The sequence below is a fragment of the Trinickia dabaoshanensis genome (assembly GCF_002879885.1).
Taxonomy (GTDB): Bacteria; Pseudomonadota; Gammaproteobacteria; order Burkholderiales; family Burkholderiaceae; genus Trinickia; species Trinickia dabaoshanensis.
Genome location: NZ_PNYA01000002.1, coordinates 100,454 through 118,351 on the forward strand (window position 1 = coordinate 100,454; position 17,898 = coordinate 118,351).

At 65.3% G+C, this 17,898-nt stretch carries 7 protein-coding genes; 2 read left to right on the forward strand and 5 right to left on the reverse strand.

The annotated features are described in order from the left end of the window. Positions 1–249 precede the first annotated feature (249 nt). Both fdhF and C0Z18_RS02410 read left to right on the forward strand, forming a co-directional pair. Positions 250–3,225 (forward strand): formate dehydrogenase subunit alpha, encoded by a 2,976-nt coding sequence (fdhF, locus tag C0Z18_RS02405; RefSeq protein ID WP_102643779.1) that lies wholly within the window; start codon positions 250–252, stop codon positions 3,223–3,225. Further along, positions 3,225–3,713 carry a DUF1641 domain-containing protein gene (locus C0Z18_RS02410; RefSeq protein ID WP_102643780.1) on the forward strand — a complete coding sequence of 163 codons (489 nt, stop codon included), beginning with the start codon at positions 3,225–3,227 and terminating at the stop codon, positions 3,711–3,713. Before fdhF ends, C0Z18_RS02410 begins: the two co-directional genes overlap by 1 nt. Positions 3,714–3,773: 60 nt before the next feature. Here C0Z18_RS02410 and C0Z18_RS02415 read toward each other — a convergent pair whose 3' ends face one another. The 5 genes from C0Z18_RS02415 to C0Z18_RS02435 are packed head-to-tail and all read right to left on the reverse strand — an operon-like array spanning position 3,774 to position 17,893. Further along, on the reverse strand, positions 3,774–5,885 hold the full coding sequence (locus C0Z18_RS02415; RefSeq protein WP_102643781.1) for an HlyD family efflux transporter periplasmic adaptor subunit: 2,112 nt from the start codon (positions 5,883–5,885) through the stop codon (positions 3,774–3,776). 8 nt (positions 5,886–5,893) lie between these two features. Further along, entirely contained in the window at positions 5,894–7,339 is a 1,446-nt protein-coding gene (locus C0Z18_RS02420) for an efflux RND transporter periplasmic adaptor subunit (RefSeq protein WP_102643994.1), read from the reverse strand. Positions 7,340–7,344: 5 nt separating this feature from the next. Beyond that, positions 7,345–8,172: an efflux RND transporter periplasmic adaptor subunit gene (locus tag C0Z18_RS02425; protein ID WP_102643782.1), complete on the reverse strand. Its 828-nt coding sequence runs from the start codon at positions 8,170–8,172 to the stop codon at positions 7,345–7,347. Continuing rightward, positions 8,169–9,752: a TolC family protein gene (locus tag C0Z18_RS02430; RefSeq protein ID WP_233216902.1), complete on the reverse strand. Its 1,584-nt coding sequence runs from the start codon at positions 9,750–9,752 to the stop codon at positions 8,169–8,171. The genes C0Z18_RS02425 and C0Z18_RS02430 overlap by 4 nt, the downstream gene beginning before the upstream one ends. A gap of 29 nt (positions 9,753–9,781) precedes the next feature. Then, positions 9,782–17,893: a DUF4347 domain-containing protein gene (locus tag C0Z18_RS02435; RefSeq protein WP_102643784.1), complete on the reverse strand. Its 8,112-nt coding sequence runs from the start codon at positions 17,891–17,893 to the stop codon at positions 9,782–9,784. Positions 17,894–17,898: the final 5 nt, after the last annotated feature.

The window sequence follows — 17,898 nt, forward strand, 5'->3', positions numbered from 1 at the left end:
CTTGCGCATTCGTCATGAAAATCTCCATCGATGCTTAACGCTCCAAGCATCGATCGTGCCGTCGCAAGCAAATCGGCCATGCCGCCGGCCATCGCCGCTCGCGCACCGCACGCACGTCCGAGCGGGAACGAACGATGCTGATGCCTTTTCGATTATCGCGGTTTCGCATTCTCGTTCGGTCGCGTCGCCGCTTTCGAAATTATTTCGGACTGCTGACGTTTCACCGGACGATTCGACGAGGGCACATCCATGGCAGACGGCAACTCCTGCACGCTCACCTACGACGGCAAAGCACTGAACGGCCGTCCCGACCAACCGCTCGTCGAGTTCCTCGATGCGCATGGCGTGCATTTGCCGCATGTCTGCTATCACCCGAGCCTCGGCGCGCTGCAAACCTGCGACGTCTGTTGGGTGGAGCTCGACGGCGAACTCGTGCGCGGTTGCACGGTACAAAGCCGCGACGGTCTTACGATTCTCGCCGACAGCGAGCGGGCGAAAGCGGCGCGCCATGAGGGCCTCGATCGGCTGCTCGCCAAGCACGAGCTCTATTGCACGGTCTGCGAGCACAACACCGGCGACTGCACGCTGCACGACACCGTCGCGCGGATGAACCCGCCGATCCAGCGTTATCCCTATCAGCGCAAGCCTTACGAGAAAGACGAAAGCAGTCCCTTCTACACCTACGATCCCGATCAGTGCATTTTGTGCGGACGCTGCGTCGAAGCGTGTCAGAACGTCGAGGTCAACGAAACGTTGAGCATCGATTACACGATGGAGCATCCGCGCGTCCTCTGGGACGGCGGCAAGAGCGTGGACGAATCGAGTTGCGTCAGTTGCGGTCATTGCGTGACGGTGTGTCCGTGCAACGCGCTGCTGGAAAAAACGATGCAGCCCGATGCCGGTCCGTTCACCGCGATGCCCCAATCGCTGAAGCGGCCGTTGATCGATCTCGTCAAGACCCTCGAGAACACCATCGGCGCACCGCCCGTCACTGCCGTCTCGGTCATGGACATGCATTGGCGCCAGCCGGAGATCAAGCGCACCAAAACCGTCTGCACCTACTGCGGCGTCGGCTGTTCGTTCGAGATGTGGACGCGCGAGCGGCATTTGCTGAAGGTTCAACCGATGGTGCAAGCCCCGGTGAACGGCATCTCCACCTGCATCAAAGGCAAATTCGCCTGGGATTTCATCAACGACGAGAAGCGCCTCACGACGCCGCTGATTCGCGAGCACGGACGCTTTCGTCCGGCCAGTTGGGACGAAGCGCTCTCGCTCGTCGCGCGCAGGCTGCTCGAGATTCGCGACCGGCATGGGGCCGACAGCATCGGCTTCATCGGCTCGAGCAAGGCGAGCAACGAGGAAGCGTATCTCACGCAAAAGATCGCGCGGCTCATCATCGGAACGAATAGCGTCGACAATTCGTCGCGCTACTGCCAAAACCCGGCCACCATGGGGCTCTTTCGCACCGTGGGCTACGGCGGCGATGCCGGCACCATCGCCGATATCGAGAAGGCAGACCTCGTCGTCATCGTCGGCAACAATACCGCCGAGAATCATCCCGTCATCGCCTCGCGCATCAAGGCGGCGCATAAGCATCGCGGGCAGAAACTCGTCGTCGTCGATACGCGCCGTCATGAGATGGCCGAGCGCGCCGATTTGTATTTGCGACCGAAGGCGAGCACCGACCTCGTATGGGCCTCCGCGCTGTCGCGCTACATCTTCGACCACGGTATGGCCGATACCGAATTTCTGGCCGGTCGCGTCAACCGCGTCGACGAATATCGCCGCTCGCTAGAGCCGTTTACGCTCGAATTCGCCGAACGCATTACCGGTATTTCGCAGGCAGAACTCGTACGAGCGGCGCATATGATCGGCGAAGCCAAGAGCGTGTGCCTGCTCTGGGCCATGGGCATCACGCAGCACAGCCACGGCGCCGACACGAGCACCGCGCTGTCGAACTTGCTCCTCGTGACCGGCAACTACGGACGCCCCGGCACGGGCGGCTACCCGATGCGCGGCCACAACAACGTGCAGGGCGCGAGCGATTTCGGCTGTTTGAAAAACGTCTATCCCGGATACGAGAAGGTGACCGATCCGGCTATCCGCGCGAAATGGGCCAAGGCGTGGGGCGTCGAGCCCGAGCGGCTTTCGGACAAGATCGGCCAGGATAACTTTCTGATGGTCGAGGAAGCGGCGCAAAAGCGTATCCGCGCGATGGTCGTGATCGGCGAAGAGACGGCCTATTCCGATGCCGACTCGGAAAACGTGCACAAGGCCTTCACCGAACTCGACTTCTTCGTCGTGCAAGACATCTTCTTGAGCCGCACCGCGCAGTTCGCCGACGTGGTCCTGCCGAGTTGTCCGAGCACCGAGAAAGACGGCACGTTCGTGAATACCGAGCGGCGCATTCAGCGCTTTTACGAAGTGATGCCCCCGTTAGGCGAGAGCCGGCCCGATTGGCGCATCTTGACCGATTTGGCCGCACGTATGGGTCACGATTGGGGTTACACGCATCCGTCGCAAATCATGGACGAGGTGGCCGGCGTCGCCGAGATGTTCAAAGGCGTGAGCTACGCGCGCCTCGAGGGGTGGAAATCGCTCGTCTGGCCCGTCAACGCCGACGGCAGCGATACGCCGCTGCTTTATACCGAGCGCTTCCATACCGACGACGGCCGGGCCGTGCTTTATCCGCTTGAATGGAAAGCGCCCGCGGAACAGGCCGACGACGAATACGACTTACTCGCCGACAACGGCCGCATGCTCGAGCAATTCCAATCGACGAATCAAACGGGCCGCGGGCCGCGCATCTGGCGTGAGGCACCGAACTGGTTCGTCGAAGTCAGTCCGGAGCTCGCGCAAGCGCGCGGCATCGCCGACGGCGACTGGGTGCGGCTCACCTCGCGCCGCGGCTCGGCCGACATGATCGTGCTCGTCACCGACCGCGTGCGCGGCAATACGCTGTTCGTGCCGATTCACCAAGGCAAACCCGGCATCAACGAAATGACGGGCGAGCACCACGACCCCGACGTCAATACGCCCGCGTACAAGGAACTCGCGGTCAAGCTCGAATGTCTGCCGCGGCCGAACGGCGGCGCGCCGCTGCCGAGCAACAACTATCGCAACCACACGCGCACGCCGAACGCCGGTATCGACGCCACGGTGAAATGGGCCCGCGACGACTATGTCGAACCGCCCCTGCGCTCCCCTCATCCGGAGAGAAGCTGATGGCCGAACGCATCGATTACGAACCCGACCCGCCGAAGATCGAACCGGACGCGCACGAGGCGCTCGAGCGCCTCGTGCAAAGCCTGCACGAACATGGCCTGCTGCGCTTCGCGAACGATCTCGTCCGCGCGAAGACGCCCGTCGCGCAAGTACTCGTCGACGGACTCGCCAAGCCCGGAACGTTGAACGCGATTCAAAATCTGTCGATCGTGTTGATGGCGCTCTCGCGCATCGAGCCGAACCAGTTGTATAAAACGATGTTCGCGTTGACCGACGCGCTCAAATGCATCGGCGCTTGGCAACCCGATGCGGACGGCGAAGGGCATACGGCGCCGGGATTCACGGGCGCCTACAAGATGTTGCACGACGATGCGCTGTGGCAAGCGCTCACGCCGCTCATCGAAGCGATGAAGGCGTTTTCCGCCGGGTTGGAGCGACCCGTCGATAAACCGATCTCCGCGTTCACGGGCAAACCGAGTTCGGCTTAGCGTCGGGCGGCGAACCGATGGCGGCCGCGCGCGGCCGCCTCACCGTCGCATCGCGCAGCGTTATGCGCCGCTTTCGCGCCGGAACACCGAGGCGAGCCACTTCAGGCCGCGCCAGGCGAAACTTTGCCGCGAGCCGCCGATCGTCGCCTCGCCGACGATCTCGCGCGGCCACGCCTCGTTCGCGGGACACGCGTCGATGCGCACGCGGTACGTCGCCGTGAGCGGCACGAGCTGATGCGTGTTCGGCTGCAGTTGCACGGGCAGCGGCCCGCCGTAGACGCTTGCGAGCGAAGGCGTATCGAGCGTGCCGACATTCACGCGATCGACGGCCGCCACCGTGCAAGTGAGCGCGCCCATCTCCGGCACGGAAGCCACGAACGTCACGCGATCTCCGGGCGATACGCGCGCGGCATCGTCTTCGCCGACGAACGCTTCGCCCTTCACGCCCACCGGTCCCACCACATCGAACACATGCTCGCCGCGCGGCAGCCAGGTGCCGGGAGCGAGTGCCTCGTCGGTTTGAACGATACCGTCGAACGGCGCGCGCAGCGTCAACTGTGCAACTTGCGCCGTGAGGCCGGCCACCGTTTCGCGCGCGGCATCCCAACGCCGCTGCAAGGCCACACCCTGCTCCAGCAAACGATCGTCGAACGACTGCTGCTCGACCTGCCAACGCAGCAGCGTCTCGTCGGCCTGCGCCGCTTGCAGCTTGTGCGCGAGATCGGGCGAGGACAGCACGGCCAATACTTGTCCCGCGCGCACGCGCTGGCCGTCATGGGCGATCGGCGCATCGCTCGTCGCATAGGCCGCTTCCGGCGCATAAAGCCCTTGGGCGCGCAGCGGACCGAGTACGGCCGGGGCGCCCACGCCGCCGTGCCAGGGCAGCACGAGCAAGCCGGCGAGCAGCGCGCCGACGAGCGCCGTGCGCCGCGTCTCGCGCCGCCATTGCAATGCCGCGCGAGCCTGCCAGCACGCGGTCACTTCACGCACGATCGGCCGCGCGATGAACCATCCGAACTCGACACAAAACAGCGCAAGGCCCAACGCCTTGAAGAACGCGTGATAGACGACGAGCGCGATCGAGAAAAAAACGGTGAGCCGATAGAGCCAAGTCGCGAACGAAAACGCGATCAAGAAACGCCGGCGCCCAGGCGCGCACGGTTCGGGCTGCGGCTCTCCGAGGCCGAACAAACGTTCGCGCATCCACCAGCGCCCGAACGCGAACGCGCGATCGTGCAGGTTCGGCATGTCGAGCCAATCCGAGAGCAGAAAGTACCCATCGAAGCGCATGAACGGGCTTGCATTGATCGTCAGCGTGCCGATCCACGTCGTCGTGGCGAGCAGAAATGCGCCGGCTCGCATGGGTCCGTCCGGTAGAACGCTCCATGCCACCGTCGCGAACGCGGCCAGCGCCAATTCCGTCAGCATGCCGGCGGCGCCGATACGCAAACGCTCGGCGCGGCCCGGCACTTTCCATGCCTCGGTCGTATCGGTGTAGAGCACCGGCACCATCACGAGCAGCGCCACGCCCATCGTCGGCACGCGGCAGCCGTAGCGATGCGCCGTGAACGCATGGCCGAATTCGTGAAGCACCTTGGCGCACCCTAGCGCCAGGCCGATCGCCAACAGTCCACGCACGTCGGCGTACCCGTGAAACGTATGGACGAACTCGTCCCAACGGCGCGAGACGAGCACGAGCCCCGTCATCGCCGTGAGCGCGACGACGATCCAAAACGCGGGCCGGTACGCGATTTCCGCATAGCGGGCGAAGCGCTTCAAGAACGGCATCGGGCGCCATAACGGCACACGGATCATCAAGTAGTGCTTGAGCAGCCACATCGCATGCGAGAGCTTGCTCGCGGCGGCCGCGCTCGCGAGCCGCCCCGTATCCGCGGGGCTCGCAGCCACCAGCAAATGCTGCCGATGCAGCATCCGCACGAGCGACTCGAAATCGTCGAACGTCAGATGCAGCGTGGTTTCGGCATTGACCGACGCGACGATCGCGTCTCCATCGTCGAGCGCCCAGCGCGAGAGCATCTCGAACGCGGGCCAGCCGATCTGAAAGAAGCGATTGCCCGCGGGGTCGTGCAGCATCCAAGTAGGCGCGCCGTCCGGCGTCGCCGCGCCCGGGGTCAAGCTCAGTTCTTGGCGAAGGGAAGGAAGGCGCGGCATCGCGGCGCCTACCAGCCGAGCCACTGCCGGATCGTCGCCAGCGGGCGACGCAGCAGATAGTAGGCAACCGGCACCCAGCGGCCATGAATACGCGCGGTGCCCATCACGCCGAGCGGCGGCTTCACCGCGCCGGCGAAGGTGGCCTTCACGCGGTAGGCGACCACCCCTTCGGGCGTCGGCTCGGCGCGATACGCCACCGTGTCGATGCGCGCGTCGTAGGCGGCCAGCGGCGAGCTTTTCGGATAGAGCGTGAGCGTCGCGCCGGGGACGACATCGACGTTATCGGCAACAGGCACGTAGGCCGTCAATTCGACGCTGGCCGGATCGGCGAGCAGCATCACCTTCTCGCCGATGGACACCGCCTTGCCGTTCCAATCGTTCGGATCGGAGAAGACGGCCACGCCCGCACGCGGCGCGTTCACCCGCACGCGCGCGAGTTCGCGCGCCGTGTAATCGAGCTCGATCGCGCTTTCGTCGAGCTTGCCCTTGCGCAGCGCCATGTCGAGCCGGTCTTTATCGTCGGTCACCGCAAGCTGCGCGGTCTGCCGGTATTCCTCTTGGGCCGTCGCGTAGTTCTTGTTCGCCAGCGCATAGCGCGAAGCCAGCGTCGTGGAATCGAGCGCGAACAGCGGCGCGCCCGCCTCGACGCGTTGATTGGGCTGCGCGAACAGCCGATCGATCACGCCGTCGAGCGGCGCGCGTACGACGAACGGATCCTTCGCGGTCACCTCGGCCGGTGCGAGCACGGTCAACGGCACCGGTACGACGAGCGCGAGGACGAGCGCCGCCAGCGCGCGGCGCCGATGCTTACCGGCGCGCAGGGTGAGTTTCGCGCGCTCGAGCCACGAAGCACGCGGCGCAAACGCGGCGAGCGCGTGCGACCACACGCGTGCCAGCTCGGCGAGCAACGCTTCGTCCAACTGCGTCCACGGCTGCTCGCGCGCAAAGACCACTCCACCGAGCGAGCGACCGTCGCGATCGCCAAGCGGCACCCACAGCGCGTGCGTCGGCCACCAGTCGTTCCAATCGGCGGCCAGCGCCTCGGGCAAGCCATCCGCGGTCAGCGCTTGCGGCCACATGCGCGGCGCCGCGCCTGCCGCAGCGGCGGCGTCCGGCGCTTGCGTCTGCGTTTGGGTTTGGGTTTGGTTTTGCGCTTGCCTCGACGCCGCATCCGCATCGATCGATCGGCGCTCGAGCACTCGGCACACTTGACCGAGCCACTGCACGTAGGGCGCGCCCGGATCGCTCTGCGGCAGTCCCGAGACGGCAGCGACCGCGCCCGGCACGGGCGCTCTCGCCCGCCACCACGCCGCCTGGCGGTAGGGCACGAGCGAGAGCGATTCGTTGACGATGACGAAGCCGAGCGTTTCTTCGTTCTGCGCTTCGCGCGCGCGTGCGGACAGTTGCCAAAGCACGGCGAGCGTGCCCGCCTCGATCTGCTGCGGAGCGTTCATGACGTTTAGCGGCCCGCGCCGGCGAAGCTCGCCCAACCGCTCATGCCGGGCAACAATTCCGGCGCGCGGTTCGCGAGGGCGGCGGTCACATCGACCGTTTGCGTCACGGGATCGACGCGCGCCCCGATTCGCGCCACCGTGGCCGGATACGTCTTGCCGACTTCATCGACATTGACGCTCAACGGATGGCCCGGCTTGAGCCACGCGAGCCATTTCGACGGCACGATCATCTTCAGTTCGAGATGGCTCGTATCGACGATCGTCAGCAACGGTTTGCCGGGCTCGGCGAATTGTTGGGCCGCCGCGCTGCGCTTGACCACGCGTCCGTCGAAAGGCGCGGCGATACTGCATTTGCGGACCGTCGCTTGCATGTAGGCCACTTCGGCCGCGCTTGCCTTCGCCTTGGCCTCGGCTTGCTGCACGTCGATCTCGCCGATCGAATGCAACTGCGAGAGCCGATCGTCCACGCGCTTCAGTTGCACGGCCGCCTCGGACTCGGCTTGCGCCTTGTGAAGCTGCGCCGCGTACAGCGAGCAATCGAGCGAGACGAGCGTCTGCCCCGCGCGGAAGGCGTCGCCGTCGCGAAACGGCATCGAGGCGATCTTCGCGCTGATCTCGCTCGACAAATCGACTTGATCGCGCGCGACGAGTTGAATGCGGATACGGCCGTCGTCCTGCGCATGGTTCGATGCGCTCGATGCGCTCGCCGGGGCCGCCGGCGCCGCGGGTGCCGGCGTGTGCGGTGCCGCGGCTTGCGGCGCCGCGGCCCATGCGCTTTGAAACACCATCACCAGGGCCGCATAACGAAGCCCTGTCCTGCACCATCGATTCATTGCTTTTTGACTCCATCCGCGCTGCCGAACGACGCCCAGCGCGCTTGCTCCATCGAAATCGATTGCTCGATCGTCTTCAAATCCCCATTACCGTTGCCCACGCCCGCCGGTACCGGGTCGAGGCCGAGCGTCGCCAGCAATTGCCCGTAGGCGCTCTCGAGTTCGCCGTAGCTTTGATACAGGCGCAACTCCGACATCATCGCAGAAGTGGCCGCCCGAATCTCCTCGAGCTTGCCCTGCGCATTGGCGACCGTTGCGTTGTGCGTGTGCTGCAAGATCTGCGAATCGACGTCGCTCAATTGCTTGAACAAATCGAACTGACGTTGTTTGGCGGACAGCTCGGCGCTCGCCACGTGCACTTGCGTGAGCACGGCCATCGACAAAGCGAGCTGCTGCGCGCGCGCCACTTCGTGCTGCGCATCGGCCGCGCCGCGAATGTTCTTCGCGTTGAGCAGGTTCAACAAGTTCCAACTCACGTTCACGCCCGCCGCGCGCCACGCATGAAACATCAAGAAACTGTTGCTGTCGTAGTGCGATCCCAGTTGCAACTCGATACCGGGCAACAGCTTGGCGATCGCCTTGTGCGTCTCGTTGACGCTGATGCGTTCGTTATAGCTCGCCTCGACGAGTTCGGGCCGGCGCTCGAGCGCCGTCTCTTCCATCTCGGACATCGGCATGGCGAACGCCGGCACCGCGAACCCTTGCGGCGGCGCAAGCTTGAAGTCCGTGCCCGGGGCGATGTTCATCAGCGAAGCGAGCCGCGGCTTCGCTTCGTCGAGCTGATCGCGCACGGCTTCGAGCTGACGCATGATGTCGAGCAGCGCATGCTGGTAGGCGAGCGTATCGAGCGGCGAACGCAAGCCTTCCAATTGCGATTGGCGCGATTCGTCGAGCGCTTGCTGCGCTTGCGCGAGCAACGGCTTGATGCGGCTCGACAGCCGCTCGGCCCCCGCTGCTTCCCAATACGCCTCGCGCACCTGCTGCATCATCAACTGCACGACCTTGCGGCGGCGTTGCTCCACGACGAGCACGCGATCGGCCTGCTCTTTCGCCTCGAAGTAGCTGACGCCGAAATCGAGGATGTTCCAGGAGAACGAGAGATCGGCCGTGCGATCGTTCCTATCGCTCGAATACGACGGCGGCAGCGACTGCCCGCGCGTGAAGTAATCCTCGGAGGACGACACGAGCAAGTTGTTGCGATAGGTATAACCGGCTTGAGCGGTCAGCTTCGGCAACATGTCGAAGCTCGCGAGGTCGAGTTGCTTTTGCGCGAGCGCCTCTTCCATCATCTTCAAGCGATGGTCGAGGTTGTAGCGAATCGCGCGCGCCATCGCCTCTTCGAGTGTGATGGGCCCCGAAAGCTCGGGCTGGTTCGCGAACATCGCGCTGCGATCGGCATGCGCCGTTTGCGCGCGCTCGGCATCGGTGAACGGCACGGGATGAATCGCGCAGCCCGACAGCCACAGCGCGGCCACGGCAACACCGATCAGCGATCGGCGCAGGGAACGGGCGGTGCGCGTCGATTCGGGCCCGCATGAGGACGAACAATGGAGTTCGGCGATGGTCGTTTGTGCGCTCATTGATATGGATAGATGACGGAAATTCATGGTCATACGCGGCGCACGGCGCCGCCGGGGCGCGCGACGTGAAGCGCCGCGCGCGCCTGGGCGAATTGCTGATCGAGCGACGGTTTGCCGACGGGGCGCGCGGCGCGTGAAGCGAGCGGCTGCCCGGCTCCGCGATCGGCGTGGCCATTCGAGTTCGCGGACGGATGCGCGTTGCGCTGATTCGGATGCGCAAGGCCGTGCCCCGCGTCACGCGCATGCGGCGCAAGCACGACGTCTCGCCGGGCGACATGACCGGCCGCATCGCGTACCTCGACGACGATGCGCACGTCTTGCACGCCCGCCGGCACCTTGCCGCGCAATGCCCCGCTCGCCGCGTCGTAGTGCAGCCAGCCCGGCAGCGAGCGGCCGTCGGCGAGCCGCACGGTCACGTCGCCCATCCCGCCGCCCATGGACTGCGTGGGCGGCAAGAGCGTGGCGACGTCGATCGAGAACGGATCGTGCTGCGGTACCGATAGCGCCAATTCGGAGAACGACGTCATCGACTGCGGCGCCGGTGCCGGTGCGAGCGCGGCGTTGAGTGCGCTCGCGTCGAAGCGCGACACGGTCGCCCGGTCGAGCGAGAACCCCGTCGCGGGCGCGCTCGGATCCGAGAACGTCATCGTCGGCACCGAGGGCACGGCACCGACGGTGCGCGTGGTGCTCAATTCGTCGAGCACGTCGGGGGGAGCCGTGTTGTCCGAACCCGCGGCGTGCGATTCCGGGGTAGGCGATGCCACCGTCGTCGCGGGCGTGACGGGCAAGGCTGCGACCGGGGTGCCGCCCGACGGCCCCGCGACGATCGTGACCGTGTTCGTCGCGGCGGTGCTCGTCTTCACGCCATCGCTGATCGTGTAGCTCAGCGTACGCGTACCGGTGGCGCGGAACTGCGAGTTCGAATAGGTGACCGACTGCAACGCGCTTTGCCACTGCGCGAGCGTCGCCGAACTGCTCGTCAGCGTGAGCACGCCGGTGCTCGCATCGTAGCTCGCCGTGAAGCCGCCCGGCACCGAGCCGCTCGCGAGCGCGAGCGTGTCGTGCGCCGTATCGAAGCCGCCCGTGATTTTCACTTGGGCGGACGTGAGCGTCGCCGTCGCATCGCGATCGCCGACGCTCACTTGCGGCGCCACGGCCACCGGCGTCGAACCGACGGCTTGCGACGTGAACGTCGCGTTGCCGCCGATCGCGAGCGTCGGTGTTTGATCCGTGTCGGTCACCGTTATGCTGCGCGCACTCGCATCGCTCGCCGTGCCGTTGCCGTCCGTCACCGTGAAGCTGATGGTGCGCGTCGCGTTATCGGGCTTGACCGCCGTATCGGTATAGGTGACCGATGCCAGCGCCGAGCGCCATTGCGCGAGCGAGGCCGTGCCGCCTGCCGAGCTCAGCGTCAAGACACCTGAGTTCGCGTCGTAGACGGCGGCGATGTTGCCCATCGTCGCGCCGTCGTTCGCGAAAGCCAATACGTCTTGCCCGGGATGAAAGCCCCCGGTGATTGCCACGCTCGCCGACGAGAGCGTCGTGCTGGCGTCGGCGAGCGTCAGGCCGGGGGCGACCGCGACCGGCGTCGAGGTCGTGTTGTCCGCGGCGACGAACGAGGCAGCGCCCGAGTCGAGCGTGACATGAGGTTTGTCGACGAACGATACGGTCGCGTCGGCCGCCACGCTCGTCTTCGTGCCGTCGCTCGTCGCGAACGACACCGTGCGGTTGCCGAAGTGCGTGCCGCTGCTCGAGAACGTCACAGCGCTCAAGGCGTTCGCCCATTGGGCATCCGTCGCCGTCGCGCCGGACGACGTGAGCGTGAGCACGCCCGTCGCCGCGTTGAACGTTCCCGAGATATTCCCGAACGCCGCCGCATTCGTGTTCGTGAACGACAACGCATCCTCGCCGCTGTGGAAATTGCCGGTGATGGAAACCGTGCCCGACGATTGCGTCGCATTGTCGAGATCGGTGACGCTCACGTTCGGATTGACGATCGTCCCGGCTGCGCCGGTTACATAGCTCGCCGTGCCGCCCGTCGTCGTCACGATCGGCGTTTGATCGGTATCGGTCACCGTCACCGTGCGCGTTGCCGTGTTGCTCGTGTTCGCGCCCGTATCGATCGCCGCGAAACTGATCGTGCGCGTCGCGGTGTTCGGTGTCACCGCCGTGTCGGTGTAAGTCACCGCATCGAGCGCCGCCTGCCACTGCGCAAGCGTCGCCGTCGCACCCGAAGAGGTCAGCGTCAGCACACCGGTGCCGGCGTTGTACGAAGCGGCGATGTTGCCGAACGTCGTCGCGTTGCTGTTCGTAAAGGCGAGAACGTCCTCGCCGCTATGGAAGTTGCCGGTGATCGCCACCGTCGCCGAAGCCAACGTCGGCGCGCCGCCGTCCGTGAGGCTCAAGCCCGAATCGATCGTCACCGGCGTCGATGCGGTGTTATCGCCCGCAACGAAGCTAGCCGAACCCGAATCGGTCGTGATCGTCGGGGGGGCCAGCAAATCGACCGTATGCGTTGCCGCCGCGCTGTCGGTCGTGCCGTCGTTCGTCACGAACGAGATCGTACGATTGCCCGGCGTCGCAGTGGCGCTCGCCGAGAACGTCACGGCGGACAGCGCGTTCGCCCACTGAGCGTCGCTAGCCGTCGCCCCCGAAGAGGTCAACGTCAACACGCCCGTTGCGGAGTTGTACGAGCCGACGACATTGCCGAACGTCGCCGCGCTCGTGTTGACGAACGTGAGCGTATCGCCGCTGTGGAAACCGGTCGTGATCGACACCGTGCCCGACGATTGCGTCGTGTTGTCCAGGTCGCTGACCGTGATGCCACTGTTCACCGCAACGGCCGAGGTGCCGCCGACATAGTTCGTCGTGCCGCCCGTCGTCGTCACGATCGGCGTTTGATCGGTATCGGTCACCGTCACCGTGCGCGTCGCCGTGTTGCTCGTGTACGCGCCGGTATCGGTCGCCGCGAAACTGATCGTGCGCGTCGCGTTGTTCGGCGTCACCGCCGTGTCGGTATAAGTCACCGCATCGAGCGCCGCCTGCCACTGCGCAAGCGTCGCCGTCGCGCCCGAAGAGGTCAGCGTCAGCACACCCGTGCCTGCGTTGTACGAAGCGGCGATGTTGCCGAACGTCGTCGCGTTGCTGTTCGTGAACGCGAGGACGTCTTCCGCGCTATGGAAGTTGCCGGTGATCGACACCGTGGCCGAGGCCAGCGTCGGTGCCGTGCCGTCGGTCAAGGTCAAGCCAGAATCGATCGCGACGGGTGTCGATGCGGTGTTATCGCCCGCGACGAACGCAGCCGAACCCGAATCGGTCGTGATCGCCGGCGGCCCGAGCACCGTGACCGTGTCCGTTTTCAACGCACTGGTCTTAGTGCCGTCGCTGACCGCGAACGAGACGGTGCGGTTGCCGGGAGTCGCACTCGCGCTCGCGGAGAACGTCACGGCGGACAATGCGTTGGCCCACTGCGCGTCCGTGGCCGTCGCCCCCGAAGAGGTCAACGTCAACACGCCCGTTGCCGAGTTGTACGACCCGACGACATTGCCGAACGTCGCCGAGCTCGTGTTGACGAACGTGAGCGTATCGCCACTGTGGAAGCCACCCGAGATCGATACCGTGCCCGACGATTGCGTCGTGTTGTCCAAATCGCTGACCGTGATCCCGCCGTCGATCGTCGCCGCCGAGGTGCCGCCCACGTAGTTCGTCGTGCCGCCCGTCGTCGTCACGATCGGCGTTTGATCGGTGTCGGTCACCATTACCGTACGCGTGGCCGTGGCGCTCGTGTTGCCCCCACCGTCCACCGCCGTGAAGCTGATCGTGCGCGTCGCGTTGTTCGGCGTCACTGCCGTGTCGGTGTACGTCACCGCATCGAGCGCCCTCTGCCATTGGGCGAGCGTCGCCGTGGCACCCGACGACGTCAGTGTCATCACCCCCGTGCTCGTGTTGTACGAGGCCGTGATGTTTCCCATCGTCGAGCCGTCGTTCGTGAACGCGAGGACGTCTTCGGCACCATGAAAGTTACCCGTGATCGCCACCGTCGCCGAGGACAGCGTCGCGGCGCTGCCGTCGGTTACGGTCAAGCCCGAATCGATCGTCACCGGCGTCGAAGTCGTGTTGTCGCCCGCGACGAACGCGGCCGAGCCCGAGTCGGTCGTGACCACCGGCGGCGCGGTCATGTTGATCGTATCCGCCGCCTGCGCGCTGTTCTTCGTTCCGTCGTTCACTTGGAACCAAATCGTGCGGTTGCCGTACGTCGTACTCGTGCTCGAGAACGTCACCGAACTCAATGCGCTGGCCCATTGCGCATTGGTTGCCGTACCGCCGATCGACGTGAGCAGCAGCACGCCCGTTCCGGCGCTGTACGACGCCTGGATGTTGCCCATCGTCGAACCGTCGTTCGTGAAACTGAGCACATCGCCGCTTTGGAAACCCGTTGTCACGGCCACCGTGGCCGAGGTCTGGGTCGAGTTGTCCCGGTCGCTCACCGTGACGTTGCCGTCGATCGTCACGCCCGACGATGCGCCCACGTAACTCGTCGTGCCGCCCGTCGTCGTCACGATCGGCGTTTGATCGGTATCGGTCACCGAGACCGTGCGCGTCGCCGTGGCGCTCGGATTGCCCGCGCCGTCCACCGCCGTGAAGCTGATCGTGCGCGTCGTCGTGCTCGGCGTCACCGCCGTATCCGTGTACTTCACCGCATCGAGCGCGCTTTGCCATTGCGCGAGCGTCGCCGTGGCACCCGAGGACGTGAGCGTCATGACACCCGTTGCCCCGTTGTACGAGGCTGTGATATTGCCCATCGTCGAGCCGTCGTTCGTGAACGAGAGCACGTCGTGGCCGCTCGAGAAGCCGCCCGTGATCGCGACCGTGGCCGAGGCCAGCGTCGTGGCGCTGCCGTCCGTCACGGTCAAACCCGAATCGATCACCACCGGCGTCGATGTAGTGTTGTCGCCCGCCACGAACGCGGCCGAGCCCCCGTCGGTCGTGATCGCCGGCGGGGCCGTCATGTTGACGGTGTGGGGCGCGGCCGTGCTCGTTTTCGTGCCGTCGCTCGTCGCGAACGAAATCGTGCGGCTGCCGTACGTCGTGCTCGTGCTCGAGAACGTCACCGCCGAAAGCGCTTTCGTCCATTGCGCGACGGTGGCCGTCGCGCCGGCGGAGGTCAATGTCAGCACGCCGGTCGCGGCGTTGTACGAGGCCGAGATGTTGCCCATCGTCGAGCCGTCGTTCGTGAAGCCGAGCGTATCGCCGCTGTGAAAGCCAGCGCTGACCGATACCGTACCGGAGGACTGCGTCGTGTTATCCAGATCGCTGACCGTCACGCCGGCATCGACCGTCACGGCCGACGATGCGCCGACATAACTCGTCGTGCCGCCCGTCGTTCCGACGATCGGCGTTTGGTCGGTGGCCGTCACGGTCACGTTGCGCGAAACCGTGCTACTCGTGTTGCCGAGGCTGTCCACCGCCGTGAAGCTGACGGTGCGCGTGAGCGCATTGGGTGTCACCGCCACATCGGTGTACTTGATCGAATCGAGCGCGCTGCGCCATTGCGCGAGCGTCGCTGTCGAGCCGGCGGAAGTGAGCGTCAACGTACCGGTGATCTGGTTGAACGAGCCCGCCGTGATGTTACCCATCGTCGAGCCGTCGTTCGCGAACTGGAGGAAGTCTTCGCCGCTCGTGAAGTTGCCGGTAATAGTGACGGTCGCCGATGACAGCGTACCGGTGGCCGAATCGGTCACCGTCAACCCCGAATCGACCGTGACCGGCGTCGATGCGGTGTTGTCGCCTGAGACGAATGCGGCCGAACCCGAATCCGCCGTCAATTGAAGCGGATTCACGACATTGACCGTATCGGTCGCCGCGGTGCTGGTTTTCGTGCCATCGCTCGTCGCGAACGAAATCGTACGGCTGCCGTACGTCGGGCTCGTGCTCGAGAACGTAACGGCCGACAGCGCATGCCCCCACTGCGCGTCAGTGGCGGTCGCACCCGCGGAGGTCAGCGTCAGCACGCCCGTCGCCGCGTTGTACGAGGCCGAGATGTTGCCCATCGTCGAGCCGTCGTTCGTGAAGTTCAGCGTATCGCCGCTATGGAAGCCCCCGCTGATCGAGACGGTGCCCGACGATTGTGTGGTGTTGTCGAGATCGCTGACCGTCACGGCGCTGTCGATCGTGACCGCCGACGACCCGTCGCCGTAGGTGGTCGTGCCGCCCGTCGTATGGACGATCGGGGTTTGATCGGTTGCCGTGACGCTGACGTTTTTTGTGGTCGTATTACTCGACGAGAAGTAGGCGTCGCTCGTCAACGCGAAGCTCATCGTGCGTGTTGCCGTGCTCGGCGACACTGCCGTATCCGTGTAGGTCACCGCACGGAACGCGTTCTGCCATTGTGCGATCGTGGCGGTGCCGCTCGACGTCAGGGTCAAGACACCGGTGCCGCTGCTATAAGAGGCGCTGATATCGCCGTAGGTCGTGGAATTGGTGTTCGCGAACGCCAGCACGTCCTGGCCGCTCACGAAATTGCCCGTGATACTGACCGTACCCTGCTTCGCAGTGGTCGCATCGCCATCGGTCAAGGTGATTGCGCTGTCGATCGCAACGGGAGTGGAGGCGACGTTGTCGGCTTCGACGAACGACGTGCTGCCGCCGCTAGCCGTCACGACCGGCGGCGACGACAGATCGACATAGGTGAAGTTGTTGAGTGTCGGCGTCAGGAAAAAACCGTCCGTCTCGCGAAGCCTCAGGCTGGTGATACCGGCAAATCCCGCATTGCTCGAAAGATCCACATGAGTCGTGGACCCATTGATTGCCAACGATGCGACAACGACACCGGACGAATTGAGCCCCTCGACCGCTACCGCTCCACCGAACGTGTCGACATCGAAACTCTGGACGGCCATCTTGTCGCCGCTCGTCAACTTCATCGTCATCGACGTCAATTGCGTGCCCTGCACATTGCCGAACAGCACCCCATCGGTCGGACCCGTGGTCAACGGCGGCGTGCCGCCTTGATTGGTGGTTGTACTGTCGACGGCAAACTCGACAGACTGATCCATCGTGTATGTGAAGGCACCGAGCGAAAACGACGTTACGCCCGTCGCGCCGCCAGGCGTAACGTAGCCGAGTTCGCTGTCATAGGTTTCATCCGTCACCGCCAACACGGCGCCATATTGCTGCTCGGACGCCGTCGAAAAAATCACCGGCGTATGCACGGCGCCCGCGTCGTATTCGAGCGTCCAATCGCCACCGAGCGAACTCGCGCCGGTGGCATCGGTCGATGCGGCCACGTTGAGCCCGCTAATCGATGCGATCTGCTGCACGAACGCCTTGCCGTCCGCGTTTTGGGCGACGTCGCAACCATAGATCAGGAAGTCCGCGCCCGGCTTCACCGCCGCGCCGATTTGCGCAAGCTCGGTGCTATACGCCGATAGATCGCCCTCGTTGAGCCAGGTGCTGCCCACCTGCACCTGTCCATCGGCCCCGTGCGACACGAGATGAATCGCGCTGACGCCCGGATGCTGCTGCACATACTGCTCGATTTGCGCGAGGCCGTCCTTCGTCGAATCGAGGATGACGTACTGCGTACCCTGAGGTAGACCCGCGATCAGCGTCTGATAATCGGAAACGTTCGAATTGATGAAAACGACTTGCGTATCCTGCCCGGAGGCCACGGCATCGGTAAAACCGTGCACCGCGCGCATCGCGGATGTGTCGCCGGTACCGGCGACGGATGCCGTCGCGACCTCTCCTTGCCGCGGCACGACGATCGCGCCCTGCGCGCTCACGCCATGGTCGCCGGCCGTGGCCGCCCCGTTCGTCGCCGTATAACCGTGCACCGCCCGCATCGGCCCGGTGGAGCCCACCGCACGCCCGGCGGCCGCCGCCATCTCGCTTTGCACCGCGAAGCTCGGTGCCGCCGCGGGCGCCGTCGCCGCGTCGCGTGCGGCAGGCATCGCGGCACTCGCCTGATGATGCGAAGCCGCGACGGCCGCGCCGATGGACGCGGCCGAGGCGTCGTAGACGATGCGCGGCTCGAGCGCGACGATGAGCGGTGCCGGCGTCACGGCCGTTGCGCGATGCGCGCTCGGTTCGGGGGCGCGCATGGCGGCGAAAAGCTTCGAGAGGCTGGCGGCGAATTTCATCGCTT

Excerpts from the sequence above, each read along its gene's own strand:
- C0Z18_RS02435 (WP_102643784.1), bottom strand. The coding sequence starts at position 17,893 with ATGAAATTCGCCGCCAGCCTCTCGAAGCTTTTCGCCGCCATGCGCGCC.
- C0Z18_RS02410 (WP_102643780.1), top strand. The coding sequence starts at position 3,225 with ATGGCCGAACGCATCGATTACGAACCCGACCCGCCGAAGATCGAACCG.
- C0Z18_RS02425 (WP_102643782.1), bottom strand. The coding sequence starts at position 8,172 with ATGAATCGATGGTGCAGGACAGGGCTTCGTTATGCGGCCCTGGTGATG.
- C0Z18_RS02420 (WP_102643994.1), bottom strand. The coding sequence starts at position 7,339 with ATGAACGCTCCGCAGCAGATCGAGGCGGGCACGCTCGCCGTGCTTTGG.
- C0Z18_RS02430 (WP_233216902.1), bottom strand. The coding sequence starts at position 9,752 with ATGAGCGCACAAACGACCATCGCCGAACTCCATTGTTCGTCCTCATGC.
- fdhF (WP_102643779.1), top strand. The coding sequence starts at position 250 with ATGGCAGACGGCAACTCCTGCACGCTCACCTACGACGGCAAAGCACTG.
- C0Z18_RS02415 (WP_102643781.1), bottom strand. The coding sequence starts at position 5,885 with ATGCCGCGCCTTCCTTCCCTTCGCCAAGAACTGAGCTTGACCCCGGGC.